At 70.8% G+C, this 24,932-nt stretch carries 23 protein-coding genes; 5 read left to right on the top strand and 18 right to left on the bottom strand.

All coding sequences use genetic code 11. From position 1 onward, the window contains the following. Nucleotides 1-78 precede the first annotated feature (78 nt). The 12 genes from glmS to AB0P17_RS26140 form a co-directional block, all read right to left on the bottom strand. Nucleotides 79-1,908, bottom strand: a complete 1,830-nt coding sequence (gene glmS / locus AB0P17_RS26195) for a glutamine--fructose-6-phosphate transaminase (isomerizing) (RefSeq protein WP_365814365.1) — start codon at nucleotides 1,906-1,908, stop codon at nucleotides 79-81. Between the two features lie 83 nt (nucleotides 1,909-1,991). Beyond that, the gene (locus AB0P17_RS26190) at nucleotides 1,992-2,267 is read right to left on the bottom strand and encodes a hypothetical protein (protein WP_329826955.1); all 276 of its coding nucleotides are present in this window, start codon (nucleotides 2,265-2,267) and stop codon (nucleotides 1,992-1,994) included. Nucleotides 2,268-2,369: 102 nt separating this feature from the next. Continuing rightward, nucleotides 2,370-3,344: a DUF4429 domain-containing protein gene (locus AB0P17_RS26185; protein WP_365814364.1), complete on the bottom strand. Its 975-nt coding sequence runs from the start codon at nucleotides 3,342-3,344 to the stop codon at nucleotides 2,370-2,372. 120 nt (nucleotides 3,345-3,464) lie between these two features. Then, complete coding sequence (locus AB0P17_RS26180; RefSeq protein WP_365814363.1) at nucleotides 3,465-5,285, bottom strand: IucA/IucC family siderophore biosynthesis protein; 1,821 nt, start codon at nucleotides 5,283-5,285, stop codon at nucleotides 3,465-3,467. Continuing rightward, nucleotides 5,282-6,001 carry a GNAT family N-acetyltransferase gene (locus AB0P17_RS26175; protein WP_365814362.1) on the bottom strand — a complete coding sequence of 240 codons (720 nt, stop codon included), beginning with the start codon at nucleotides 5,999-6,001 and terminating at the stop codon, nucleotides 5,282-5,284. The genes AB0P17_RS26180 and AB0P17_RS26175 overlap by 4 nt, the downstream gene beginning before the upstream one ends. Beyond that, the gene (locus AB0P17_RS26170; protein WP_365814361.1) at nucleotides 5,998-7,305 is read right to left on the bottom strand and encodes a lysine N(6)-hydroxylase/L-ornithine N(5)-oxygenase family protein; all 1,308 of its coding nucleotides are present in this window, start codon (nucleotides 7,303-7,305) and stop codon (nucleotides 5,998-6,000) included. Before AB0P17_RS26170 ends, AB0P17_RS26175 begins: the two co-directional genes overlap by 4 nt. Next, nucleotides 7,289-8,731: an aspartate aminotransferase family protein gene (locus tag AB0P17_RS26165; RefSeq protein WP_365814360.1), complete on the bottom strand. Its 1,443-nt coding sequence runs from the start codon at nucleotides 8,729-8,731 to the stop codon at nucleotides 7,289-7,291. Before AB0P17_RS26165 ends, AB0P17_RS26170 begins: the two co-directional genes overlap by 17 nt. Before the next feature lie 191 nt (nucleotides 8,732-8,922). Further along, entirely contained in the window at nucleotides 8,923-9,789 is an 867-nt protein-coding gene (locus tag AB0P17_RS26160; RefSeq protein WP_365814359.1) for a siderophore-interacting protein, read from the bottom strand. Nucleotides 9,790-9,919: 130 nt separating this feature from the next. Next, on the bottom strand, nucleotides 9,920-11,080 hold the full coding sequence (locus tag AB0P17_RS26155; protein ID WP_365814358.1) for an acyl-CoA dehydrogenase family protein: 1,161 nt from the start codon (nucleotides 11,078-11,080) through the stop codon (nucleotides 9,920-9,922). Nucleotides 11,081-11,084: 4 nt separating this feature from the next. Further along, nucleotides 11,085-12,068 (bottom strand): hydroxymethylglutaryl-CoA lyase, encoded by a 984-nt coding sequence (locus tag AB0P17_RS26150; protein WP_365814357.1) that lies wholly within the window; start codon nucleotides 12,066-12,068, stop codon nucleotides 11,085-11,087. After that, a complete protein-coding gene (locus AB0P17_RS26145) occupies nucleotides 12,065-14,116 on the bottom strand; it encodes a biotin carboxylase N-terminal domain-containing protein (protein ID WP_365814356.1) in 2,052 nt (683 codons plus the stop codon). The genes AB0P17_RS26150 and AB0P17_RS26145 overlap by 4 nt, the downstream gene beginning before the upstream one ends. Before the next feature lie 28 nt (nucleotides 14,117-14,144). Further along, nucleotides 14,145-15,746, bottom strand: coding sequence for a carboxyl transferase domain-containing protein (locus tag AB0P17_RS26140; protein ID WP_365814373.1), 1,602 nt, complete (start codon nucleotides 15,744-15,746; stop codon nucleotides 14,145-14,147). Nucleotides 15,747-15,969: 223 nt separating this feature from the next. On the opposite strand from AB0P17_RS26140, the gene AB0P17_RS26135 reads away from it, so the two are divergent. Continuing rightward, the gene (locus AB0P17_RS26135; protein WP_365814355.1) at nucleotides 15,970-16,692 is read left to right on the top strand and encodes a TetR/AcrR family transcriptional regulator; all 723 of its coding nucleotides are present in this window, start codon (nucleotides 15,970-15,972) and stop codon (nucleotides 16,690-16,692) included. Here the strand turns inward: AB0P17_RS26135 and AB0P17_RS26130 are convergent. Next, nucleotides 16,679-17,164: a peroxiredoxin gene (locus AB0P17_RS26130; protein WP_365814354.1), complete on the bottom strand. Its 486-nt coding sequence runs from the start codon at nucleotides 17,162-17,164 to the stop codon at nucleotides 16,679-16,681. The two genes, AB0P17_RS26135 and AB0P17_RS26130, sit on opposite strands and share 14 nt — an antisense overlap. A gap of 175 nt (nucleotides 17,165-17,339) precedes the next feature. Between AB0P17_RS26130 and AB0P17_RS26125 the strand changes: the two genes are divergently transcribed. Then, complete coding sequence (locus AB0P17_RS26125; protein ID WP_365814353.1) at nucleotides 17,340-18,119, top strand: phosphatase; 780 nt, start codon at nucleotides 17,340-17,342, stop codon at nucleotides 18,117-18,119. A 33-nt stretch (nucleotides 18,120-18,152) separates the two neighbouring features. Here AB0P17_RS26125 and AB0P17_RS26120 read toward each other — a convergent pair whose 3' ends face one another. Together AB0P17_RS26120 and AB0P17_RS26115 are read right to left on the bottom strand one after the other, a co-directional pair. Next, complete coding sequence (locus tag AB0P17_RS26120; protein ID WP_365814352.1) at nucleotides 18,153-19,310, bottom strand: acyl-CoA dehydrogenase family protein; 1,158 nt, start codon at nucleotides 19,308-19,310, stop codon at nucleotides 18,153-18,155. A gap of 115 nt (nucleotides 19,311-19,425) precedes the next feature. Beyond that, nucleotides 19,426-20,355, bottom strand: a complete 930-nt coding sequence (locus AB0P17_RS26115) for an NmrA/HSCARG family protein (RefSeq protein ID WP_365814351.1) — start codon at nucleotides 20,353-20,355, stop codon at nucleotides 19,426-19,428. Between the two features lie 153 nt (nucleotides 20,356-20,508). Here AB0P17_RS26115 and AB0P17_RS26110 point away from each other — a divergent pair, with 153 nt between their 5' ends. Next, nucleotides 20,509-21,075 carry a TetR family transcriptional regulator gene (locus tag AB0P17_RS26110; protein WP_365814350.1) on the top strand — a complete coding sequence of 189 codons (567 nt, stop codon included), beginning with the start codon at nucleotides 20,509-20,511 and terminating at the stop codon, nucleotides 21,073-21,075. 119 nt (nucleotides 21,076-21,194) lie between these two features. Continuing rightward, complete coding sequence (locus AB0P17_RS26105) at nucleotides 21,195-21,632, top strand: cupin domain-containing protein (RefSeq protein ID WP_365814349.1); 438 nt, start codon at nucleotides 21,195-21,197, stop codon at nucleotides 21,630-21,632. A gap of 59 nt (nucleotides 21,633-21,691) precedes the next feature. Here AB0P17_RS26105 and AB0P17_RS26100 read toward each other — a convergent pair whose 3' ends face one another. Then, nucleotides 21,692-21,919: a DUF397 domain-containing protein gene (locus AB0P17_RS26100; protein ID WP_365814348.1), complete on the bottom strand. Its 228-nt coding sequence runs from the start codon at nucleotides 21,917-21,919 to the stop codon at nucleotides 21,692-21,694. Further along, entirely contained in the window at nucleotides 21,912-22,706 is a 795-nt protein-coding gene (locus AB0P17_RS26095) for a helix-turn-helix transcriptional regulator (RefSeq protein ID WP_365814347.1), read from the bottom strand. Before AB0P17_RS26095 ends, AB0P17_RS26100 begins: the two co-directional genes overlap by 8 nt. A gap of 203 nt (nucleotides 22,707-22,909) precedes the next feature. Between AB0P17_RS26095 and AB0P17_RS26090 the strand changes: the two genes are divergently transcribed. After that, on the top strand, nucleotides 22,910-23,182 hold the full coding sequence (locus AB0P17_RS26090; protein WP_365814372.1) for a hypothetical protein: 273 nt from the start codon (nucleotides 22,910-22,912) through the stop codon (nucleotides 23,180-23,182). Nucleotides 23,183-23,214: 32 nt separating this feature from the next. On the opposite strand, the gene AB0P17_RS26085 is transcribed toward AB0P17_RS26090, so the two are convergent. Next, nucleotides 23,215-24,867 (bottom strand): hypothetical protein, encoded by a 1,653-nt coding sequence (locus AB0P17_RS26085; protein ID WP_365814346.1) that lies wholly within the window; start codon nucleotides 24,865-24,867, stop codon nucleotides 23,215-23,217. Between the last annotated feature and the right edge of the window lie 65 nt (nucleotides 24,868-24,932).

Raw genomic sequence — 24,932 nt, 5'->3', positions numbered from 1 at the left:
CGCGCGGCGAGCGGTCTCGCCCAGCCACGCGAGGCTGGGCTTGGGCGTTCGGCCCGTCCGTACCGCCCTCCCGTACCGCTACTCGACCGTGACCGACTTCGCGAGGTTACGCGGCTTGTCGATGTCCCGGCCCAGCGCCAGCGCCGTGTGGTACGCCAGCAGCTGGAGCGGGATCCCCATCAGGATCGGGTCCAGCTCCGTCTCGTTCTTCGGCACCACGATCGTGTGGTCGGCCTTCTCCTGCTCCTGGTGCGCCACCGCCAGGATCGGGCCGCTGCGCGCCTTGATCTCCTCCAGCGCCGCCCGGTTCTTCTCCAGCAGGTCGTCGTCCGGGACGATCGCCACCGTCGGCAGCGCCGGCTCGATCAGCGCCAGCGGGCCGTGCTTCAGCTCGGACGCCGGATACGCCTCGGCGTGGATGTACGAGATCTCCTTCAGCTTCAACGACGCCTCCAGCGCCACCGGGTAGCCCCGTACCCGCCCGATGAACATCATCGAACTCGCCTGCGCGTACTCCGCCGCCAGCTTCTCGATCTCGTGCTCCGTCGCCAGGATCTCCGCGATCTGCTCGGGCAGCCTGCGCAGCCCCGCGATGATCCGCTTGCCGTCCGCCACGGACAGATCGCGGATCCGGCCCAGATGCAGCGCCAGCAGCGCGAACGAGACGACGGTGTTGGTGAAGCACTTGGTGGAGACGACACAGACCTCCGGGCCCGCGTGCACGTACACCCCGCCGTCGGTCTCCCGGGCGATCGCCGAGCCCACGACGTTGACGACCCCCAGCACCCGGGCGCCCTTGCGCTTCAGCTCCTGCACCGCCGCCAGCACGTCGTACGTCTCACCGGACTGCGACACCGCCACGTACAGCGTGTCGGGGTCCACGACCGGGTTGCGGTAGCGGAACTCCGAGGCCGGCTCGGCGTCGGCGGGGATCCGCGCCATCTCCTCGATGAGCTGCGCGCCGATCAGACCCGCGTGGTACGACGTGCCGCAGCCGAGGATCTTGATCCGGCGCACCCCGCGCGCCTCACGGGCGTCCAGGTTCAGCCCGCCCAGGTGCACGGTGGAGAACCGGTCGTCGATCCGGCCGCGCAGCACGCGGTCCACGGCGTCCGGCTGCTCCGAGATCTCCTTGTGCATGTACGTGTCGTGGCCGCCCATGTCGTACGACTCGGCCTCCCACTCCACGGTGGTCGGCGTCGCCGAGGTGGACGACCCCTCGGTGGTGTACGTACGGAAGTCGTCGGCCTTGAGGGTGGCCATCTCGCCGTCGTCCAGCGTCACGACCTGGCGGGTGTGCGAGACCAGCGCCGCCACGTCGGAGGCGACGAACATCTCCTTCTCGCCGATGCCCAGCACCACGGGGGAGCCGTTGCGGGCGACGACGATACGGTCCGGGAAGTCCGCGTGCATGACGGCGATGCCGTAGGTGCCCTCGATGAGCTGGAGCGCCTGGCGGACCTTCTCCTCCAGGGTGTCCGCCTGGGAGCGGGCGACGAGGTGGGTGACCACCTCGGTGTCGGTCTCCGAGAGGAAGACGACTCCGTCCGCCTCCAGCTTCTTGCGCAGCTCGGCGGCGTTGTCGATGATCCCGTTGTGGACGAGCGCGACCTTGCCCTCGGCGTCCATGTGCGGATGCGCGTTCTCGTCGCTCGGGGCGCCGTGCGTGGCCCACCGGGTGTGCGCGATCCCGCTGGTGCCGGCGAAGCGCTTGGGGACGCGGGACTCCAGCTCGCGGACGCGGCCCTTGGCCTTGACCATCTTCAGCACGGCGGCCTTGCCCGCGGCGGGTTTGCCGGTGATGACGATGCCGGCGGAGTCGTACCCCCGGTACTCCAGTCGCTGCAGGCCCTCCAGCAGCAGCGGTGCCACGTCACGCTTGCCGATGTATCCGACGATTCCGCACATACGGTCTCTGCCCCTCCTGAGTTCTCATGGTGCGTGCCCGGACCCGCCGGTACGTGCCGGCCGTGCCGGCGGCAGCGGCGGTGTCAGCCGTAGACGATGCGGCGCAGCTGCCGGAGCGAGAGCTCCGGGGGCGCCACCGCGCGGTGCGGCAGCTCGGCCGCGATCCGCTCGAAGATCTCCGCGTTGGCGGCGCCGCCGGACTGCAGTTCCCGGTGGCGGCGCCGGACGAATTCCTCGGTCGTCTCGTCGAAGTACGCCAGTACGTCGAGCACCACACGGGCGGCCTCACCGCGCTGGAGCGCGGTGCTGCGCACAAGATGGTCGATGAGGTCGTCGTACGACGGTCGGCGTTCGAGCACTCGTCGATATTGCGGGCGCACGAGGGTGTTTGCAAGAATCCTGCCCGGAATCGGGCAGGAACCGCTGAATATGAGAGCTGAATGAGGGAGGCGGCCCCCGTCTCAGAGGCGGCCGAGGATGGCCTGCTTGGCGGTGGCGAACTCCTCGGCGGTGAGTATCCCCGACTGATGCAGCTCGCCCAGCTCCCGCAGGCGTCGCAGCAGGGCGTCATGATCGTCGGATCCATGGCCCGGCGCGTCCGGCCCGCTCGCCGCGTGGGTCGCGGAGGGGGCCCCGGAAGCCGCCCCGGGGGCCGGTACGGGGCCCGCTCCGGAGGCCGGGGCGCCGATCTCCGTGGGGCCTGCGCCCGGAATCTCGCCCTCCGGTGACGCCGCCGCCCTCGGATGCGGCAGCCGGGCCACCACCGCCGCGCCCACCAGCGCCATCAGCGGGTCCTTCCGGAACCCGTACAGATCGACGGCGTGCGGGTCGTGCTTGGCCGGGGTGGAGGTCGGCATCCGTGACACCAGGAAGCGCAGATAGCCGTTCTCCAGCCCCCGGCTCGGCAGCCACTCCACCCCCTCCACATCGTCCAGGGGGAGCGTGCGGGGGCCGCCGGAGGACTTGGACTCCTCGGTCTTCCAGTTCCACTCCAGCCGGATCCGCTCCCCGTCGAAGGAGACGGTCGCGTCGCCAGCGCCCACCGTGATCGGCAGGGCGGGGCCCGGCAGCAGATAGCGGTCGACGGGGCCGGGGTCCACCTGGTCGAGGAGGAGCGCGTTGCGCACCTCGTCCACCAGGTACTCGGCCACCCCGAAACGGTCCTTCTCGACCGTCAGACAGTACGGCTCGGAGCTGTCGCCCAGCCGGCCGCCGGTGATCTGGAGCAGCGGATCGGCGCCGTCCCGCAGCCGCAGCCGCAGCCGCCCGGACTTCCGCCCGGCCTCGAAGGAGATCCCGGCGAGCGCCTCCAGCGGCACGCCGATCTCGCCGAGTGTCCTGCGGAGCAGGCCCACGCCCTTGTCCTTGCCGGGCACGATACGGACCGTGCTCCCGTCGAAGGTCCAGGTGCCGTCCCGCTGGATGATTTCCGCCATGCGGGGATTCTTCCATCAGGCGTCGGCGGAACACGAGACGGAACGGCGGGCTCCGGCCCCCGAACAGACCGGCCCCGACCCGTGAAACAGGGCCGGGGCCGGCCGCCGTCGCGACAGGGCCTAGGCCGCGAACCGGGCCAGCGGGTTGGCCAGCGCCCCGGCGAGCTGGAGCGCGCCCGCCGGATCCGTGATGTCGACCATCTGCTCGTTGTCGCGGAGCTGCAGCCGGTTGAGGCAGGACAGCGCGAACTCCTCGCCGAACAGGTCGTACCGGGCGAATTTCTCCGCGAGCCGCGGCAGCGACTCCTGGTACCCCCGGACGCACTCCGCGACCGTGCGCCAGAACGTCTCCTCGTCGGGCAGCGTGCCGTCCGAGACGAGATCGGCGCTGAGGAAGCGGAAGAAGCAGTCGAAGACATCGGTGAAGACCGAGAGGATCTTCATGTCCTCGGGGACGTCCGCGCGGATCCGCTCGACCGCGGGCGGCAGCACCGCGGCCGGGTCCATCACCGCGATCTCCTCGGCGATGTCCTTGAAGACCGCCCGCTGGACGACACCGTCCTCGATGACCAGGATGACGTTCTCGCCGTGCGGCATGAACACCAGGTCGTACGCGTAGAAGGAGTGCAGCACCGGCACGAGGTACGCGTCCAGATAGCGGCGCAGCCACTCCGCCGGCGCCAGCCCCGACGCGGCGATCAGCGCGCCCGCGAAGGACGAGCCCTCCCGGTCGGTGTGGAGGAGGGACGCCATCGTGGCGAGCCGCTCCCCGCCCCGGAGCGAGGGCACGGGGCTCTCGCGCCAGAGCGCGGCCAGCATCTTCAGGTACGGGGAGCCCTTGGCGGTGGCGGCCTCGTACTGCCGGTGGTGGTAGCCGATCGCCGCGCGCTCGCGGATGATCGAGAAGCGGGCCGCGCGCAGGGTGGCGTCGCTCCCGATCAGACCGGCGAGCCAGTCGTTGATCGCGGGCGTGGCCTCCATGTACGCGGCGGAGAGGCCGCGCATGAAGCCCATGTTGAGGACGGACAGCGCGGTTTTGACGTAGTGCTTGGCGGGGTCGCTGGTGTTGAAGAAGGTACGGATCGACTGCTGGGCCAGGTAGTCGTCCTCGCCCTCCCCGAGACAGACCAGATGGCGCCGGCCCAGCTCGGCGGCGAAGGTCACGGAGAGTTTGTTCCACCACTGCCAGGGGTGGACGGGGATCAGGAAGTAGTCGTCCGGGTCGAGCCCCTGGTCCCGCAGGATCCCGTCGAACCGCTCCCGTGTCCCGGCGGACAGCTCCGCGCCGATCAGGGAGGCGTAGTCGAGCCCGGCGCCCGCGGTGAAGGTGGCCCGGTCGCGGCGCGCGGCGAGCCAGACGAGCCGGACCGGGCTCGCGGTCTCGGGGGCGTACGCGCGGTACTCGTCCACGCCGAAGCCGAGCCGCCCGTTGTTGGCGACGAAGCAGGGGTGCCCCTCGGTCATCCCCGTCTCGATCTCCTGGAAACCGGCGGTGGCCAGCTCCGCCGAGGTCACCGGCTTCTTGGTGAGTTTGTACGCCGTGCCCGCGAGGGTGGCGGAGATCTCCTCCAGATAGACCGGCAGGACCGCGGCGGAGAGCCCCAGCGTCTCGCGCAGCTCGATGAAGAAGTCGAGTGCGTCCAGCGGTACTTCGGCGTCGCCGCGGTGGCGCCGTACGGAGTCGGCGGGTATCCGCCAGTGGTCGAGGGCGAACCGGCGCGCGGTGAAGCGGTACTCGGTCGTGCCGTCGTCGCTCCGCACCCGGTAGCGGTCGCCGCCGAGGGACTCGGGCGTCAGGATGCGCTCGTGGGAGAACTCCGCGAGGGCTTTGCGGACGAGCAGCCGGCCGGCCTGCTCCCAGAGCGCCGGGGTGAGATGGGCGACGCTCTCCGTGATCCTCACCGCGGCGTCGGTGCCGGCGGGTGCTTTCGGGCTGCTCATGGGGTGACTCCTCGTGCTGCTCGAACGGTCTGCTCGGCGCTCTGCTCCGTGGCCTGCTCGGCGGTCTGCTCGGTCCGCTCGTTGTGCGCGGCCTGTGCGGGCTGTGCGGGCTGTGCTGCCTGTCGTGTCCGTGCGGCGAGCGCGGCGTGGAACATCTCGCGGGTGCAGACGCTCAGATAGGCGTCCTTCTCCGGCTTCTCCAGTCTTCGCTCGATCCGGAAGCCGACCGCCTCGTTGAGGGCGTGGACGGCGGTGTTGCGCACGTCCGGCTCGACGACCACGCGCCGTACGGCCGGATCGTCGAAGAGCAGCGCCATCACCGTCGTGATCACGGCGCGGGTGAAACCGTGCAGCCGCCGCGATCCGTCGGCCGGGGCGACCAGGAAGTGCATCCCGACGTCACCGGTCTCGGCCTCGTACAGGCCCTTCAGCTCCACCTCGGCCGGGTCGTACCGTTCGATCAGGAAGGCGGGGACGCCGTTGTGCAGCCCGAGGAACGCGTCGTGGTTCGAGGCGGCGGCGATGCCCATGTACTCCCGCTCGACATCCGGCAGTGTGGCCCCCTGCATCAGCCAGAAGGCGGCTCCGGGATGGGTGATCCAGCGGTGCAGCAGCTCGACGTCGGCGAACGGGTCGACGGCCCGTACCTCGAAGAGGCCCAGCCGCTCGTCCGTACGGGAGAACAGGATCTCCGGCCCCGGCGCGCCCCCGGTCATCGGACGGTGCCTTCCGGCGCGGCGAACTCCTGGAACGCGATGGACTTCTCGACCGGGTAGTACGTCCGCCCCAGCAGCTCGCCGATGATGTACGCGTTGCGGTACGGGCCCATGCCCAGGTCGGGCGAGGTGATGCTGTGCGTGTGCACGGCGGCGTTCTGGAGGAAGATCCCGCGCCCGGTCGTGTCGATGCTGTAGTTGCGGGCGACGTCGTAACGGCCGTGCCCGTCCCGCCTGATCCGGTCCGCGACCGGCTCCAGGAAGGCGGGGGAGACGTACCGGTAGCCGGTGGCGAGGACCAGTCCCTCGGTGGCGAGGGAGAAGTCCCGCTCCTGCTCCTCCTGGCGCAGCCCGAGCGTGTACGTACCGCCGTCGGCCGTCTCCTCGTACGAGGCCGAGGTCAGCGCGGTGTTGGCCATCAGCCGGGTCCGGACCGGGCCGCCCAGGTTCTTCCGGTAGAGCAGGTCGAAGATCTCGTCGATGAGATCCGAGTCGATGCCCTTGAACAGCCCCTTCTGCCCCGACTCCAGCCGGTAGCGGGTGTCCTCCGGCAGCGCGTGGAAGTAGTCGATGTACTCCGGGGAGGTCATCTCCAGCGTCAGTTTGGTGTATTCGAGCGGGAAGAAGCGCGGCGACCGGGTGATCCAGTTGAGCTGGTAGCCGTGCGCGTCGATGTCGGAGAGCAGGTCGTAGTAGATCTCCGCGGCGCTCTGCCCGCTGCCGACGAGGGTGATGGACTCCTTCTTCTGGAGCTCCGCCTTTCCTTGCAGATAGCGGGAGTTGTGGAGGAAGTCACCGCCGAGCCCCTGGCAGGACTCGGGGACGTACGGCGGGGTCCCGGTGCCGAGCACCAGGTGCCGGGCACGGTATGTCTCGTCCGCCGTGCGGACCACGTACAGCTCGCTCTCCTCCTCGTACGCGACCGAGGTCACCGTACGGTCGAAGCGCACGCTGGAGAGGCGGGCCGCGGCCCAGCGGCAGTAGTCGTTGTACTCGGTGCGCAGCGGATAGAAGTTCTCGCGGATGTAGAACGAGTACAGCCGCCCGGACTCCTTCAGGTAGTTGAGGAAGGAGTACGGCGAGGTCGGGTCGGCCAGCGTGACCAGGTCCGACAGGAACGGCGTCTGGAGGTGGGCGCCTTCGAGGAACATCCCCGAGTGCCATTCGAAGTCGGGTTTCGACTCCAGGAAGACGCCGTCGAGTTCGTCGATCGGCTCGGTCAGGCAGGCGAGTCCCAGGTTGAAGGGGCCGAGCCCGATGCCGACGAAGTCGTACGGCGCGCCGCGTTCAGGAAGCGTGGACAAGGTTCTCTCCCAGGTACTGCTCGGCGTGGCCGGAGATCAGATCGAGGACGGCGGCGATGTCGCGCACGGTGGTCTCGGGGTTGAGCAGGGTGAACTTCAGGTACTGGCGGCCGCCCACGGTCGTGCCCGCGACGACGGCCTCACCGGAGGCGAAGAGTGCTGTGCGGGCGTGGAGGTTGGCGCGGTCGATCGCGGTGGGGCTGGTGATGTGTTCGGGGAGGTAGCGGAAGACGAGCGTGGAGAGCTGGGGCGCCACGACCACGTCGTAGCGCGGGTCGGCGGCGAGGAGCTGCCAGCCCTCGGCGGCCAGATCGCAGACCTCGTCGAAGAGCCGGCCGACGCCGTCCGCGCCCATGACGCGCAGGGTCATCCACAGTTTGAGGGCGTCGAAGCGGCGCGTGGTCTGGAGGGACTTGTCGACCTGGTTGGGGATGCGCTCCTCGACCGTCCGGCGCGGGTTCAGATAGTCCGCGTGGTACGTGGCGTGGCGCAGGGTGGCCGCGTCCCGTACCAGCACGGCCGACGAACTCACCGGCTGGAAGAAGGACTTGTGGTAGTCGACGGTGACGGAGTCGGCGTGCTCGATACCGTCCAGGAGTGCCCGCCGGGTGGGGGAGACCAGCAGCCCGCAGCCGTACGCCGCGTCGACGTGCAGCCAGGTGCCGTACTGCGCGCAGAGCGCGGCGATCTCCGGCAGCGGGTCGATGGAGCCGAAGTCGGTGGTGCCCGCGGTCGCGACGACGGCCATCGGGGTCAGCCCCTCGGCGCGGCACCGCTCCAGCTCGGCGGCGAGGGCGACGGTCCGCATGCGCTTGTCGCGGTCGCAGGGCACGGAGACCACGGCGTCGGGGCCGAGGCCGAGCAGGGTGGCGGACTTCTGCACGCTGAAGTGGCTGCACTCGGAGGCGAACACCCGTAGTTTCCCCGGGTCCTCGGCCTTGGCCTCCTCGCGGGCGAAGAGCAGCGCCTGGAGGTTGGACTGGGTGCCGCCGCTGGTGAAGACGCCGTCGGCGGAGGCGCCGAGCCCGATCCGCCGCGCGGTCCAGTCGATGAGCCGCCGCTCGATGAGGGTGGCGCCCGCGCTCTGGTCCCAGGTGTCCAGGGAGGAGTTGATGGCGGAGAGCACGGCCTCGCCGAGCACGGCGGGTATCACAACCGGGCAGTTGAGGTGCGCGAGATAGCGCGGGTGGTGGAAGTAGACGGCGTCCCGCAGATAGACGCTCTCCAACTCGTCGAGCGCGGCGGAGGCGTCACCGAGGGGCTGGTCGAGATCGACCGCGGCGACCACCGGGGCCAGTGCGTCGGGGGTGATGCCGGTGAACGGCCGCTCCGTTGTGGCGAGTCGGTTCGCCACCCGCTCGACTCCCTCGGTCACGGAGCGCCGGTAGCGGTCCGCCGTCGCGCCATTGAGCAGGTGCGCACGCATGCTGGGGTCCTCCCGGACGTGGGGGTGTGGGGGTGAGGCCTGATCGGGTGAATTTAGGTTAGCCTAACCTAACTTAGTTTTTCCATCCCGCACCGAAGTGGCCCTCGTCGCTTTCGTTGCGGAGGGGCTATGTGGGCGTCGCTCCCCGCGCGGAGGGGGCTATGTGGACGTCGCTTCCTGCGCGGAGGGGGCTATGTGGACGTCGCTTCCTGCGCGGACTCCGTCGCCGCCTCGCGCAACTGCTCCTCGCTCAGCCCGAGTCGCCAGTAGCCGACGAAGGTCACCCGGCGCCGGTCGATGCCCCGCTCCCGTACGAGATGGCGGCGCAGCTCCTTGACCGTGCCCGACTCCCCGGCGATCCAGGCGTACGGAGCGCTCCCGCGCGAGGTGTGGGCGCGTACGGCCGTCAGCGCCGACGGGGCGCCCTCGTCCCGTACCAGCCAGGTGATCCGGACGTCGGCGGCCGTGGGCAGCGGCTGCCGGTCGCCGGAGTGCGGCACCTCGATCCAGACGTCCGCCTTCAGGCCCGCGGGCAGCCACTCCAGGATCGCGGAGGCCGCGGGCAGCGCCGTCTCGTCGGCCCAGATCAGTACGGAGTCGGTGTCGGCCGGCGGCCGGAACCGCACCGCCGTGTTGTTCGCCACGGCCGGCCCCAGCACCAGCACCCGGTCGCCCGGGGACGCCTGGCCCGCCCAGCGGCACGCGGGTCCGCCGTCCGGGTGCAGCGCGAAGTCGATGTCGATCTCGTCCGGGTCGCGGCGCTGCTCCCGCAGGGTGTACGAGCGCATCACGGCGCGTACGTCGTCGGGCAGCGCCCGCCAGGCGGCCCACCAGCCGTCGCCGTTCTCGACCGGCACGACGGGCTCGGGCCGGCCCGGCTGCGGGAGGAAGAGGGAGAGGCTCTGGTCGCGGCCCCCGGCGGCGCAGTGGGCGAGGTCGCCGAGGCCGTCGCCGGGCCGGCCGGTGAAGGTGACGCGGAGCAGGGACGGGCTGAGCCGCCGCGTCCGTGCGACCTGGAGGGAGAAGAAACGGAACGGGGCGGTCTCGGCCGTCTGCATAAGGCTCTGCTTCCCTGGGTGCTCGGTGCGGCCCGGCCTGTCACGGCCGGTAGCTCATACCAAGGAAGGTTAGCCTAACCTTAATAAGGGGTCGTGTGGGGGGACGGGTCGTGTGGGGCGACGGAGAGGGTCAGCCGGGCAGGCCCAACTCCCGTGCGATGAGCATCCGCTGGACCTCACTGGTCCCCTCGCCGATCTCCAGGATCTTGGAGTCGCGCCACATCCGGGCCACCGGATACTCGTTCATGAAGCCGTAGCCGCCGTGGATCTGGGTCGCGTCACGGGCGTTGTCCACGGCCACCGTCGACGAGTACAGCTTCGCGATCGCCGCCTCCTTCTTGAACGGCTCCCCCTGCGTGAGCCGCGAGGCCGCGTCGCGCCAGCCGATCCGCGCCATGTGCGCCCGTGTCTCCATGTCCGCGATCTTGAACTGGATCGCCTGGTTGGCGCCGATCGGCCGTCCGAAGGCGTGCCGCTCCCGCGCGTACGCCACCGACTCGTCCACACACCCCTGGGCGAGCCCGGTGGCCAGCGCGGAGATCGCGATCCTGCCCTCGTCCAGGATCCGCAGGAACTGCGCGTATCCGCGGCCCTCCTCGCCGAGCAGATTGGCCAGCGGGACGCGTACGTCGGAGAAGGACAGCTCGCGGGTGTCCGACGCGTTCCACCCGACCTTCGAGTACGGGGCGGCGACCGTGAAACCGGGGGTGCCGGAGGGGACGATGATCGACGAGATCTCCGGACGCCCGTCGTCCTTGCGGCCGGTGACGGCGGTGACGGTCACCAGGCCCGTGATGTCCGTCCCCGAGTTGGTGATGAAGCACTTGGTGCCGTTGATCACCCACGCGTCGCCGTCGCGCACCGCCGTGGTGCGCGTACCGCCCGCGTCCGAGCCGCAGTCGGGCTCGGTCAGCCCGAACGCGCCCAGCGTCTCGCCCGAGCAGAGCCGGGGCAGCCACTCGCGCTTCTGGTCCTCCGTCCCGAACCGGTACACGGGCATGGCGCCCAGCGAGACCCCCGCCTCCAGGGTGATCGCCACGGACGAGTCGACGCGCGCCAGCTCCTCCAGGGCGATCCCGAGCGCCAGATAGTCGCCGCCCATGCCGCCGTACTCCTCCGGGAACGGCAGCCCGAACAGTCCCATCCGCCCCATCTCGCGGACGATCTCGTACGGGAACTCGTGCCGCTCGTAGAAGTCACCGATCTTGGGCGCGACGACCTCGCGGGCGAACTCCTCCACCGTGCGGCGCAGTTGCTCGTGCTCGGCGGAGAGGCGGTGGTCCAGGGACATCGGGTTACTCCTTGGGGGACGGGGCCGCGGGGGACTGCGCCGGGGACTGCGCCGGGGCGGACAGCGCGCGGACGGTACGGGAGGGGCTGGGGCGGCCCAGCTCGCCGGCCAGCCAGACGCTGGTGGCGGTGAGCCGGCCGAGGTCGACTCCGGTCTCCACCCCGAGGCCGTCGAGCATCCACACGAGGTCCTCGGTGGCGAGATTCCCGGTGGCGCTCCGGGCGAATGGGCAGCCGCCCAGGCCGCCCGCCGACGCGTCCACCGTCGTCACGCCGTGCTGGAGCGCGGCCAGGGTGTTGGCGAGCGCCTGGCCGTACGTGTCATGGAAGTGCACGCCGAGCGCGCTCGTGGGCACGCCCTCCTCGTTCAACTCGGCGAGCAGCGACTGGACATGGCCGGGGGTGGCGACCCCGATGGTGTCGCCGAGGCTCAGCTCGTCGCAGCCCAGGTCCATGAGCGCCTTGGCGACGGTGACCACCTGATGGACCGGGACCGGCCCCTCCCACGGGTCGCCGAAGCACATGGAGAGATAGCCGCGCACCCGCATCCGCTCGTCGCGGGCACGGGCCACGACCGGCGCGAACATGGCGAGCGACTCGGCCACGCTCCGGTTGAGATTGGCCCGGGCGAAGGACTCGGTGGCGCTGCCGAACACGGCGACCTGGCGGGCGCCGAGGGCCAGCGCCCGCTCCAGGCCCCGCCCGTTCGGCACCAGGACCGGGAGCGCCACCTCGCCCTGGAGATCCGCCACCAGCGGGAAGAGCGCCTCGGCGTCCGCCAGTTGGGGCACCCACTTCGGGTGGACGAAGCTGGTGGCCTCGATGGTGGTCAGCCCCGCGTGCGCGAGCCGGTGGATGAACTCGGCCTTCACCTCGGTCGGTACGACGGCCTTCTCGTTCTGCAGCCCGTCCCGCGCGCCCACTTCGTGGATACGGACCCGGGGCGGCAGCCCCTGCGCGGGAACGGCCATGGGCAGCCCGTCGGTCATGACTCCTCCTGTCCGCCGGCCGCCGGGACCCCGGCGGCCTCCTGCTCCTGGGACGGCTCGACGGGGACCCCGGCCGGAGCCTCGGCCGGTGTCCCGGCCGGGGTGATGACCGCCAGCACCTGGTCCATGGCGACCGTGGACCCCGGGACGACATCCAGCTCGGCGACCGTGCCGTCGTGCGGGGCGGCGATGACGTGTTCCATCTTCATCGCCTCCACCACCAGCAGGCTCTGCCCCGCCACGACCGTGTCCCCGACGCCCGCCTTCACGACGGTGACCGTCCCCGGCATCGGCGCCGTCAGCGCGTCCACCCCGCTCCCCGCCGCCGCGCCCCGCAGCGCCGCCTCGACCGGGTCGAAGTCCTGGACGTGCCAGCTGTCGCCGTCCCTGCCGAGCCAGTGCCCCGCCCGATGGAAGGTGTGCGTCACCCCGTCCACGGTGACGGTGACGAGCCCCGGCTCCACCCGGAAGACGTCCGAGGGCCCCACCTCCTGGGCAACCGGCTCATGTCCCGCCACGCGCAGCATGTGGCGCCCGGGGACCGGCGCCCCGCCCAGCCGCCAGCCGCTCGGCACGGAGAAGGGATCCACCCATCCGGTGGCCGGGTCACCCGCCGGTGCCAGCTCGGCCTGACGGACGGCCGCCGCCGCCGCGTACACCTCCGGCGGGACCCCGTCGGGCACCAGGCCGTCCATCTCGCGCTCCACCAGCCCGGTGTCCAGCTCGCCCGCGACCACCGCCGGATGGGCCAGCAGCCGGCGCAGGAACCCGGCGTTCGTCGGGACGCCGAGCGTGACCGTGTCCGCGAGGGCCGCCCGCAGGAGGCGCAGCGCCGAGGCGCGGTCCGGGCCGTGGGCGACCACCTTCGACAGCATCGGGTCGTACGTACTGCCGACCTCCGTGCCGACCGCCAGGCCCGAGTCCGTCCGTACGCCGTCGCCCCCCGGCTCGCGCAGCGCCAGCACCGTGCCCCCGGAGGGCAGGAAGCCCCGGCTGCCCTCCCGCACGGAGACCGTCTCCGCGCAGATCCGCGCCTCCACCGCGTGCCCGGTGAGGGTGATGTCCTGCTGCGCGAAGGGCAGCTCCTCCCCGGCGGCCACCCGGAGCTGCCACTCCACCAGATCAAGACCGGTGATCAGCTCCGTGACCGGGTGCTCGACCTGGAGTCGGGTGTTCATCTCCATGAAGAAGTACGACGCGGGATCGTCGCCCGGGACGATGAACTCGACCGTCCCCGCCCCCGTGTAGCCGCACGAACGCGCCGCCCGGACCGCCGCCTCGCCCATCGCCGCCCGCGTCTCCGCGTCCAGCAGGACGGACGGCGCCTCCTCGATCACCTTCTGGTGGCGGCGCTGGAGCGAGCACTCGCGCTCACCGAGATGCACCACGTTGCCGTGCGTGTCGCCGAGGACCTGGATCTCGATGTGGCGCGGCCGGTCCACCCACCGCTCCAGCAGCAGCGTGTCGTCCCCGAACGAGGAGCGCGCCTCGCGCCGGGCCGCCGCGATCTCCTCCGCGAGCACCGCCTCCGCGCGCACCAGCCGCATGCCCTTGCCGCCGCCGCCCGCCGACGGCTTCAGCAGCACCGGCAGCCCGATCCGGGCCGCCGCCCCGGCCAGCTCCGCGTCGGTCAGCCCGCTGCCCGAGGAGCCGGGCACCACCGGCACGCCCGCCGCCCCGACGGTCTCCTTGGCGCGGATCTTGTCGCCCATCAGCTCGATCGCCCTGGCGGGCGGCCCGATGAAGACCAGCCCCGCCGCACCGCAGGCCCGCGCGAACGCCGCGTTCTCCGAGAGGAAGCCGTACCCCGGGTGGACCGCCTGCGCCCCCGTACGCGCCGCCGCGTCGAGCAGCCGGTCGGCGCGGAGATAGCTCTCCGACGCCGCCGCGGGGCCGATCCGTACCGCCGTGTCCGCCTCGCGCACATGGCGGGCGTCCGCGTCCGCGTCGCTGAAGACCGCGACCGAGCGCACGCCGAGCGCGCGCAGCGTACGGATGACGCGGACCGCGATCTCGCCGCGATTGGCCACCAGGACCGTGTCGAACATTCGCGCTCCCACCCTCACCATCGCGCTCTCACATCCGGAAGACGCCGAAGCCCGCTTCGCCCAGCGGGGCGTTGGCACACGCGGTCAGGGCGAGCCCCACCACCTGCCGGGTCTCCAGCGGGTCGATCACGCCGTCGTCCCACAGGCGGGCCGTCGCGTAATAGGCATTGCCCTGGCTCTCGTACTGCGCGCGGATCGGGTCCTTGAACGCCTCCTCGTCCTCGGCGCCCCACTCCTCGCCCCGCGCCTCCAGCTGGTCCCGCTTGACGGTCGCGAGGACGGAGGCGGCCTGCTCGCCGCCCATCACGGAGATCTTGGCGTTCGGCCACATCCACAGGAAGCGGGGGGAGTAGGCCCGGCCGCACATCGAGTAGTTGCCCGCCCCGTACGAACCGCCGACCACGACCGTCAGCTTCGGCACCCGCGCGCACGCCACCGCCGTGACCATCTTCGCGCCGTGCTTGGCGATCCCGCCCGCCTCGTAGTCCCGGCCGACCATGAAGCCGGAGATGTTCTGGAGGAAGAGCAGCGGGATCCCGCGCTGGTCGCACAGCTCGATGAAGTGCGCGCCCTTCTGGGCCGACTCGGAGAACAGGATGCCGTTGTTGGCGACGATCCCCACCGGATGGCCGTGGATGTGCGCGAATCCCGTCACCAGCGTCGTGCCGAACTCGGCCTTGAACTCGGCGAACCGCGAGCCGTCGACCACCCGCGCGATCACCTCCCGCACGTCGTAGGGCGTACGGGAGTCCACCGGCACCGCGCCGTACAGCCCGGCCGGGTCCACCGCGGGCTCCTCGGCCGGCTCGACCGGCCAGGGGAGCGGCCCGCGCGCGGGCAGGGTCGAGACGATGGTGCGGACGATCCGCAGCGCGTGCGCGTCGTCCTCCGCGAGGTGGTCCGTCACCCCCGACGTACGGGAGTGGACCTCGCCGCCGCCCAGTTCCTCGGCCGTGACCACCTCGCCCGTCGCCGCCTTCACCAGCGGTGGCCCGCCCAGGAAGATCGTGCCCTGCCCGCGCACGATCACCGCCTCGTCGCTCATCGCCGGGACATAGGCCCCGCCCGCCGTGCAGGAGCCGAGGACGGCGGCGATCTGCGGGATGCCGGCGCCCGACATCCTCGCCTGGTTGTAGAAGATCCGCCCGAAGTGGTCCCGGTCCGGGAAGACCTCGTCCTGGAGCGGAAGGAAGGCGCCGCCCGAGTCGACGAGATACACGCATGGCAGCCGGTTCTCCAGGGCCACCTCCTGGGCGCGCAGATGCTTCTTCACCGTCATGGGGTAGTACGTGCCGCCCTTGACCGTCGCGTCATTGGCGACGATCACCACCTCACGGCCGCTGACCCGGCCGATCCCGGCGATCACCCCGGCGGCCGGGGCGGCCCCTCCGTACATCCCCTCGGCCGCCAGCGGCGCCAGCTCCAGGAAGGGCGACCCGGGGTCGAGGAGCGTGTCCACCCGGTCGCGCGGCAGCAGCTTCCCGCGCGCGGTGTGCCGGGCGCGGGCCTTCTCGCCGCCGCCCAGCCGGGCCGCGCCGAGCCGGGCGCGCAGCGCGTCGGCCAGCGCGCCGTGCGCCACCTCGTTGGCCTTCCACGCCGCCGACGCCGGGTCGGCGGAGCTGGTCAGCACGGGGGCACGCTGCGCGGTCACCCGCCGTGTCCCCTGCCTCGTCGGCTGCCGCATCGCTGGTAGCTCCCTCGCTCCGGCCCGCATGTGTCCGCCCGCATGGGTCCGCATGCCTGTGTCCGCATGCCTGTACCTGCCCTGATGTACCTGCCCGGGCGTTAGCGAGCGTTAACCTCGCCGAGTCCAGGTTAACGATCGCTAACGACCCTGTCTAGAATGATTTCTCATGAGCACCCGGACCGCCGCCCCGACCCGCCGCGAACAGATCCTCAAGCAGGCCGCGCGCCTCTTCGCCGAGCGCGGCTTCCACGGCGTGGGTGTCGACGAGATAGGAGCGGCCGTCGGCATCAGCGGGCCGGGGCTGTACCGCCACTTCGCGGGCAAGGACGCGATGCTCGCCGAGCTGCTGGTCGGCATCAGCGGCCGGCTGCTGGACGGCGGGAGGCTGCGGGTCCGCGAGGCGGACGAGGCGGCGGGGGCGGTGGAGGCCCCCGGGGTCACCGGGGTGGGCCGGGACTCGGCCGCGCTGCTGGCCTCGCTGATCGACGGGCACATCGACTTCGCCCTGGACGACCGCGCGCTGATCACCCTCCACGACCGCGAGCTGGACCGGCTCAGGGACAGCGACCGCAAGCTGGTGCGTCAGCTCCAGCGGCAGTACGTGGAGCTGTGGGTCTCGGTCGTACGGGAGCTGTACCCGCACGTACCGGAGGCGCAGGCGCGCGGCGCCGTGCACGCCGTGTTCGGGCTGCTCAACTCGACGCCGCACCTCGGCTCGTACGGCGGCAGCCTGCCGGGCCGCGCCAAGACGGAGGCGCTGTTGCGCCGCCTGGCCCACGGCGCCTTCGCCGCGCTGGGCGAGGAAGGCGCCGACGGGGCCGGAGGCTTCGGCGGTACGGACGGCTCCGGAAGCGCCGAGGACCCGGTGCCGCGGTTCAGGCGGTCTTGAGCCCCGACAGCTCCCTGGCCAGGGTCTCCACCGGCTGGAAGGTCATCCCGAGCAGCGCCACGTGCTTCCAGTGCAGCGAGCCGTCCGGCGCGACCAGGAACACCGACCGGCGCACCCCGATCCCCGGCGCGGCCACCCCGAACGCCTTCGCGACCGCCCGGTCGGTGTCGGCGAGCAGCGGAATCCGCAGGTCGTGCTTGCGCGCGAACGCCTCATGGCTGTCGACGTCCTGCGGGCTGATGCCCCAGACCTCGGCCCCCAGATCCGTGAACGTCTCCAGACCGCTGGAGTACGAGCAGAGCTGCTTGGTGCAGACGGTGGAGTCGTCCCCGGGATAGAAGGCGATGACCAGCGGGTGCCCCTGCCGTTCTTCGAGGCGGTACTCCCGCCGTACGAAGGTGTCGCCGTCGAGCACGCCGCCCGGCAGGGTGAAGGGCGCCACGGGCCGGCCGAGATCGGGTGAAGTTGCCACTGGACACTCCCGGTTGAGGTGAGACGGAGTAATGGAGGTACGCACAGTGGACCACTCCCCGGCGGGCACCCGGCGCCGGGGTCCCGCCGGATCGCCCGGGGCGCCCCGGGCCCGGATCCGTCCCGGCGTGCGGGACACCCGGCGCGCCACGCGGGTCGGACGGCACAATGGGCGCATGCCGATACCCAGTCGCCCCGCCCTCGTCGACCACCTCGTCCGTACGCGTATCGCGGGCGATGTCGCCACGCCCCGCGACAACAACCTCTCCCACTACCGCAAGCTCGCCAACGGTGACCGCCACTACTGGCTGGGTCTGGAGCTGGGTGACCGCTGGACCGACGAGCAGGACGTGCTCGCCGTGATGGCCGAGCGCTGCGGCGTGAACGACGACCCCGGGCACCGTTCGGGCCAGGACACCATCGACCCCGAGCTGACCGTCGACGCCCTGGAGCGGATGGCCGCGCGGCTGCGCAAGGCCGCCGACGCCAAGGAGCGGGTGCTCTTCGCGACCGGTCACCCGGGTGGCCTGCTGGATGTGCACCGGCAGACCGCCGACGCGCTGCGGGCCGCCGGCTGCGAGATCGTACGGATCCCCGGCAGGCTGACGGCGGACGAGGGCATGGTCTTCCAGTTCGCGGACGTCGCGGTGCTGGAGCGCGGCGCCACCCTCTGGCACACGCACTCCCCGGAGCCGATGCGGGCGATCCTGGACGGCATGGAGCGCGACGGCAGACCGCAGCCCGATCTGGTCGTCGCCGACCACGGCTGGGCGGGCTGCGCGGGCCAGCGCGGCCTCGACTCCATGGGGTACGCGGACTGCAACGACCCCGCGCTCTTCCTCGGCGAGGCGGAGGGCACGCTCAGCGTGACGGTCCCGCTGGACGACCATGTCGCGAACCCGCGCTTCTACGACCCGATGACGGCCTACCTGCTCAACGAAGCGGGGCTGCTCTGACAGCCCCGCCCCGGCGCCCCGCCGACCGGCGGGTCAGAGCCCCATCGACTTGGCGATGATCGTCTTCATGACCTCGCTGGTGCCGCCGTAGATCCGGTTGACGCGGTTGTCCGCGTACAGCCGGGCGATCGGGTACTCGTTCATGTAGCCGTACCCGCCGTGGAGCTGGAGGCACTTGTCGATCACGCGGTGGGCGACCTCGGTGGTGAAGAGCTTCACCGAGGCGGCCTCGGCCGCGGTCAGCTCGCCCAGGTCGTGCGCCTCCAGCGCGCGGTCCACGACGGCCTCCGCGGCGTCCACCTCCGCCTTGCAGGCGGCCAGCTCGAACTTGGTGTTCTGGAACGACGCCACACTCTTGCCGAAGATCGTACGGTCCCGCACGTACGCCTGCGCGAACCGGACGGCGGCCGCTGCCTGCGCGTACGCCCCGATCGCGATGCCCAGGCGCTCCTGCGGCAGATTCTGTCCGAGGTAGGAGAAGCCCTCGTTCTCCTCGCCGAGCAGGTCCCCGACCGGCACCTTCACGTCGGTGAAGGACAGTTCGGCGGTGTCGGAGGTCTTCAGCCCCAGCTTGTCGAGCTTGCGGCCGACCGTGTACCCCTCCGACTTCGTGTCCACGACCAGCAGCGAGATCCCGAACCGCCGGTCGTCGGGCTTCGGCGCGGCGGTCCGCGCGCAGACGATGACACGGTCCGCGTGGACACCGCCGGTGATGAACGTCTTGGCGCCGTTGAGGACGTAGTGCGTGCCGTCCTCGGAGAGCTTGGCGGTGGTCTTCATCCCGGCCAGGTCGGAACCGGTGCCCGGCTCGGTCATGGCGATCGCGTACATCGCCCGGCCGCTCACGAAGTCGGGCAGCCACCGCTTCTTCTGCTCGTCGGTGGCGTACGCCTTCAGATACGGCAGACAGAGCGCGACGTGGACGCCGGAACCGCCGAAGGAGACCCCGGCGCGGGCGCACTCCTCCGTGAGGACGGCCTGGAACTTGAAGGACTCCTCCCCGGCCCCGCCGTACTCCTCGGGCACCTCGATCCCGAAGATGCCCAGCTCGCCGAGGGAGTGGTAGAACTCGCGGGGCGCCTGCCCCGCCTCGTACCACTCGTCGTACACCGGCACGACCTCGGCCTCGATGAAGGCGCGTATGGTCTCCCGGAACGCCTCGTGGTCCTCGTTGTAAACGGTACGGCGCACGGGAAAACCTCCTGCGGTTCCACGACTGGCCCGAGCATTCGATTAAGCGCTTGCTCAGTCCAAGTTACCCAGGGGTTCGTTCGGGTGTCCAGAGGTTACGGATGGCGTGGACCGGTCACGCGGTGGCCCGCAGGTGTTCCCGCGCCCACTCCTCGAAGGTCGTGAGCGGGATACCGAGGGCCCGCGCGTGCTCCGGGCGGGCGGGCTGGCCGACCACGTTCATGAACGCGTGCGCGGCGCCCATCCCCGGCATCCCCGCCGCGATCGCCTCCTCCTCGGTCATGTCGGGTGCGGTCAGCTCCGTGCCCAGCGTGCGCGAGAGGACCGCGGCGACCTCGGTCATCGTCAGGTAGTCGCTCGCCAGCTCCAACTCGACCCCGCCGAACCGCTCCGGCTCGGCGACGGCGGCGGCCGCCGCCCTGCCGATGTCGCCGACCGCGACGAGCGACAGGCGGGTCCCGGGCTTCACGACGCTCACCAGACCGCCCTCGACGCCACGCGGGAACAGGAACGCCATGGAGGGGAGGAAGTTGTCCATGAAGAAGCCCGGCTTGAGGAGCGTCCAGTGCGCGAACCCCGCCTCGCGTACCTGGTCCTGGAGTCCGGCCTTGGTCGCGTAGTACGGCTCCATCGGCGCCCAGCGGCCCTCGGCCCAGCCGGGGGCCTCGGTGTGCTGTCCGGCGCCGGAGACGGAGGTGTGCACGAACTGCGGCACGCCGGCGGCCTTCGCGCCCTCGATCAGATTGACGCCCTGGGCCAGCTCGCCTTCGAACCCGGCTCCGGCCAGATCCGGCATCTGCACCGAGAAGACGGCGCGTGCCCCTTCGGCGGCCCGGGTCACGGAGGCGCGGTCGTCGAGGTCGCCGGTGACCAGCTCGGCCCCGAGCGCCTCGACGGCCTTCGCCCGGTCGGTGCCGGGGTCGCGGACCAGCGCCCGGACGGGGACGCCCGCCGCGAGCAGGGCGCGGGCGGTGGCGCCGCCCTGCCGGCCGGTGGCGCCGGTGACCAGGACGGGTGCGGGATCGGTGGACGGATCAGTGGGCATGACGCTCCTCCGGCGGTACGCGACCGGTGCGGGACCGGCGCGGGTATTAAACGGCGGGGCCCGCCGTTTCTGCTTTCGGTAAGATACGGAGGGCCCCGCCACTTAGCAACCCCGCTCGGTGGATCCCCGCCAGGCGACCCCGGAGATGACGCCATGCCCGTCCAGCGCGCGGACGCCCGGCGCAACTACGCGCGGATCCTCGCCGTGGCCGAGGCGGAGGTCGCCGAGCGCGGCGCCGACGCCTCCCTGGAGCAGATCGCGCGCGTCGCCGGGGTCGGCTCCGCCACCGTGCGCCGGCACTTCCCCAACCGCCGCGCGCTCCTGGACGCGGTCTTCCACGAACGGCTCGAAGCCCTGCGCGACCGTGTCCGCGAACTGGCCGACGCCCCCGACCCCCGGGCCGCGCTGCTGGAGTGGCTGCGCGCGGTCACCGCGTACGCCGCGTCTGCCCGGGGCGCGGCCGTCGCGCTCACCCCGGACGCGCCGGTCTCCGCCGAGGAGGCGCACATGAACGCCTGCGCGGCGAAGTTCACCGAGGCGGCGGACCCCCTGCTGCGCCGCGCCGCACGGGACGGCGCGGTGGCACCGGACGTGACCGTCGCCGACCTGCTCACCCTGATCGCCGGCATCGTCTGGGCCACGGAACACCACCAGGACCCCGCCGCCGAGGCGGACCGGCTGCTCGGCCTGACGGTCGCCGGGCTCAGCCCGGAGAGATAACGGGGGCGCGCCTCTTGATGCCGCTTTATCCCGGATTGTGGCGGTCGCCAACCGGGGGCAGAGTGGTCTCAGGATCGCAAGATCGTCCGTTCCGCGCAGGGCTCACGGAGGTGCCGTACATGTCGGAGAAGAACCCAGGGGGCGGAGCCGCCCCCGAGGTCACCTTGCCGCCCGAGGTCAAGGTGCTGCAGGAAGTCACCCCGCCCTTCTTTCCCGACGGTGGTTCGGGAATGACCATCCTCGTCGACTGGCCTCCCGGCCACCCCGGGCTCCCTCCGCATCGCCACTCGGGCCCGTCGTTCGGCTACGTGATCGAGGGCGCGCTCCGGTTCGAGCTGGAGGGCGAGCCGGAGCATGTGGTCGAGGCGGGTGGGACGTTCTGGGAGCCGGGCGGTGACGTGATCCACTACCAGGACGGCAACGCCCTGCCGGACGCGCCGACCAAGTTCGTGGTGACCATGTTGTGCGCGCCGGGTCAGCCGATGCTCAGGTTGGTCGACGAGAAGGAACTGAAGGACCGCGCACACCTGCGCGCCCCGCGCCCGTCCGCGGGCTGACCCGCGAGATCGCCGCTGGGCAGCGGAACGCCGGCTGCCCAGCGACCGGCGCCAGGTGCTCAGGGGAGGGGGCGGAACGCCTCGCTCTTCACGGCGGTGATGAAGGACGACCAATGGGCCGGGGGGAAGAGGAGGGCGGGGGAGTGGGGGGTTTTGGAGTCGCGGACGGGGATGCCGGAGGGGTGGTGGTCGAGCACTTCGAGGCAACTGTCTGCGTCGTTTCCGCTGTAGGACGACTTGCGCCAGCCGCTTGTCCTGGTGGTGTCAGGGGTGGCGTTCTCAGTCATGGTGTCTGTATTCCTCTGCTGCTGCCCTGAGCAGGGCGAGTGATTCCCTCGTGGGCAGTGCGTCGCCCAACGCCAGAGCGTAGGCGCCTTGGATTCGCTCGACCATGGCCGGGTCATCGTGAACCTTGGCCATGTAGATCGCTTCGGAATAGGCCACGGGGGGCTGATCCTCGAACCACATCAGCGTCAGCATGCTCTGTTGGAGCGGGTGAGCTCCCAGGCCGTGCGGTAGAACGTGCACCCTTACGCGCCGATCCTCGGCCAAGCGCACGATGTGCAAGATCTGTTCCGTCATGACCTCCGGTCCGCCGACCGGGCGACGTAGCACCGCCTCATCCAACAACGCCCACACTACGGGCGTCACCGGGTCGGCGAGGATCTTCGCCCGCTCCAGCCGCGTGACGACGATCCTGTCGCACTCCTCCCTGCTCCAAGGCGGGGAGGCCGTGTCAAGAACCGCACGCATGTAGAGCTCGGTCTGAAGAATGCCGGGGACCAGAGAGAGTGCGAACTCATGGATTGTCGTTGCCTGTTGTTCGAGTTGCCGCGCGGTTTCAAAACGATCGGCGACAACCGAATCATCTCGCGGCAGGAAGCTGCGCAATACGTTTCCTGTGTTCAGCGCCTTGTCGAGACGCCGGGCGTCGTCCTTCGACGGGATTCGGCGCCCCGCTTCGATATGCGAGATGTGCGAACGGGTCATGATCGCGGCGTTCGCCAACTCCTGTTGCGTCAACCCCGCCGCCACACGCTGTTCCTTGAGCCAATCGCCGTAGATGCTGCCCATTCGCCGACTCCTTCGCGACAAGCGCCCCGTCACCCGCTACCTACTGGCGAGCCTAGCGAGCGCCGTCGCACTCTGTGAGTGATTCGCTACACAGGGGATCCCTGTGGGGTGTGAACGGTGACCAACTAGGAGTTGACGACGTGCTCGGTATTTCTGCTCTCAATGGCTCGGGAGAGGCGCTGCGGCTGCTTCCGTGGTCCGGCATGGATGGCAAGCCGTGCTATCTCTCCGGTGACGGAACCGGCTACATCTCCCGCCTGGCCGACGAGATGGAGGACGCGCAACTCGACATGGCCGCCGAGATTCTGGGACACGCGGCCGACATGCTCGCCGATTCCAAGACCACCGCGGTGCAACTCCGCTTCCTCGCGGCCCGCATGTCCGAGGCGCTGCGCGACGCCTGTCGGATCGCGGAAAGTCGAGGGGCCCGCATCCCCGAGCCCCCATGTCCCGATACGGATGACGCCGAGGAATGATCTGCCGGAACAGCCTCCCGGAGCGGCTCGGCTCAGACCGGCTTGATCGAGCTGCACTTCTCGAACGGCAGCCAGGGGCGCGTGCCGTCCTCGCGGGGGGCGCCCGCGTAGGTCGGGTCGCCGGTCAGCTTCTGCTCTTCCTTCTCCCGGCTGGTTTCCAGGCCGAAGAGCTTGAAGCCCGTGCTCAGCTTGTGGAGGGACGTGCCCAGGCTGAGTGCGAACCCGGCCTTCCACCAGTCGATGTTCACCTTGTAGTCCAGGCTGCTGAGCTTCGCCTTGTCGTGCAGGAGCCGCTCGAAGGGGGTGGAGTCGGGGGTCAGCGGCTTCGCCGCCGAGGCCGGTGAGGGAATGCCCGCGTTGTGGATCTGCTTGAGTCCGCTGTCGTCGCCGTCCTCACCGTTGCGCAGGTAGTTCTCGACGGTCTCGCTGTCCTTGGGGTCCTTCAGGTCGAGCTCCGCCACCTCGGTGTGCAGTTCGGTCTCGGTCTTCCCGCCGCCGCCCTCGATGTGCATGGTCACCGGACCGGCCGGCACCGATCCCCGGATGTCGACGCCCGGGTTGCCGCTGAATCCGCGCTCGGCCGTGGAGATCCTGAGCCGGGTCGGGCGGTGGGGCTTGCCCTCCTTCTCCTCCTTGTCGTAGTCCTCCGCGTTGTACGTCACGTAGAACTGCTGCATGTGGCTGCCCTCGCCCTGGTAGCCGTTGCCGACCCGGCCGTTGATCTCCATGGTGTAGACGAAGGTGATCTCTCCGTTGCCGCGCATGACCAGGGTGTCCTCCATCCATGTCCCCTGGGCGCCCTTGCCCGTGAGCTGGCCGACGCTCTTGTTGTCCTTGCCCTTCCTGAGGCTTTTGCCGAACTTGACGTCACCCGACTTCTCGCTGGTGGTCTTGGTGATGTCGAGGTCGGGCTGCCGGTCCGGCGGCAGCTCCGGCAGCTTGTCCTTGTTCTGGTGGTTGCAGAGCATGCCGAGTTCGGTGCCCCAGGCACGGGGCGGAGCGCTGTTGCACTTCGCGGCGCCCTTCAGGTACTCCGCGAACTGCTGGGCGTCCTTGTAGTTGGCCTCCAGGTCCTTCTGCGGGTCGCCGGTCTTGTTGCCGTCGAACAGCCACCGGCCGCCGCCGCCCCCGCCCTTGGTGTAGCTGCCGGACAACGAGGCGCTGCCGCCCCATGACTTGAGCCCGGGGAAGTCGATCCCGCCCTCCACGCCACCCTGCACCGTGCCCGTGGAGTCGAGGGTGACCGTTCCGTCGGACCACTGGGTGACCTTCAGCTCACTGCTGGAGCTGATCTTGATGAAGAGGATCCGCATCACGGTCTTCTGCTTGTCGGTCTCCGAGGCCAGGATGCACTTGTCCGGCTCGAAGGCCGCGTCCTCCTCCGTCGGCTCCTCCGGCTTGCCCTCGGGGTCCGACAGCGTCGTGGTCCCGCCGTCACCCGCATCGGTGGAGTCCGGGGCCGGCAGCGCCGTGTCGTCGCCGTCACCCGAACCCGACCGGCAGGACTCGCCGGTGGTCAACTGACATATCGCGTCGTGGAGTCCGCCGGTCACCTTCGTCCCGACCGGGGTGAGCGTCAGCGCCAGTACCAGGCTCACCACGAGGGTGAGCAAGCCGAGGTACTCCATTCCCGTCTGTCCCCGGTCCCGGGAAATCAAGGGCTGCGCCAGGCCTTTGCTTCTCATGTCCTCACCACTCCTCCCCCGCTGAAGGTTGGTTCCCGGGCGAACGCTACGGAGTGGAAAACGCC

Source organism: Streptomyces sp. NPDC088124 (assembly GCF_040685895.1).
GTDB lineage: Bacteria > Actinomycetota > Actinomycetes > Streptomycetales > Streptomycetaceae > Streptomyces.
This window is presented reverse-complemented; position numbering and strand designations above follow the sequence as displayed.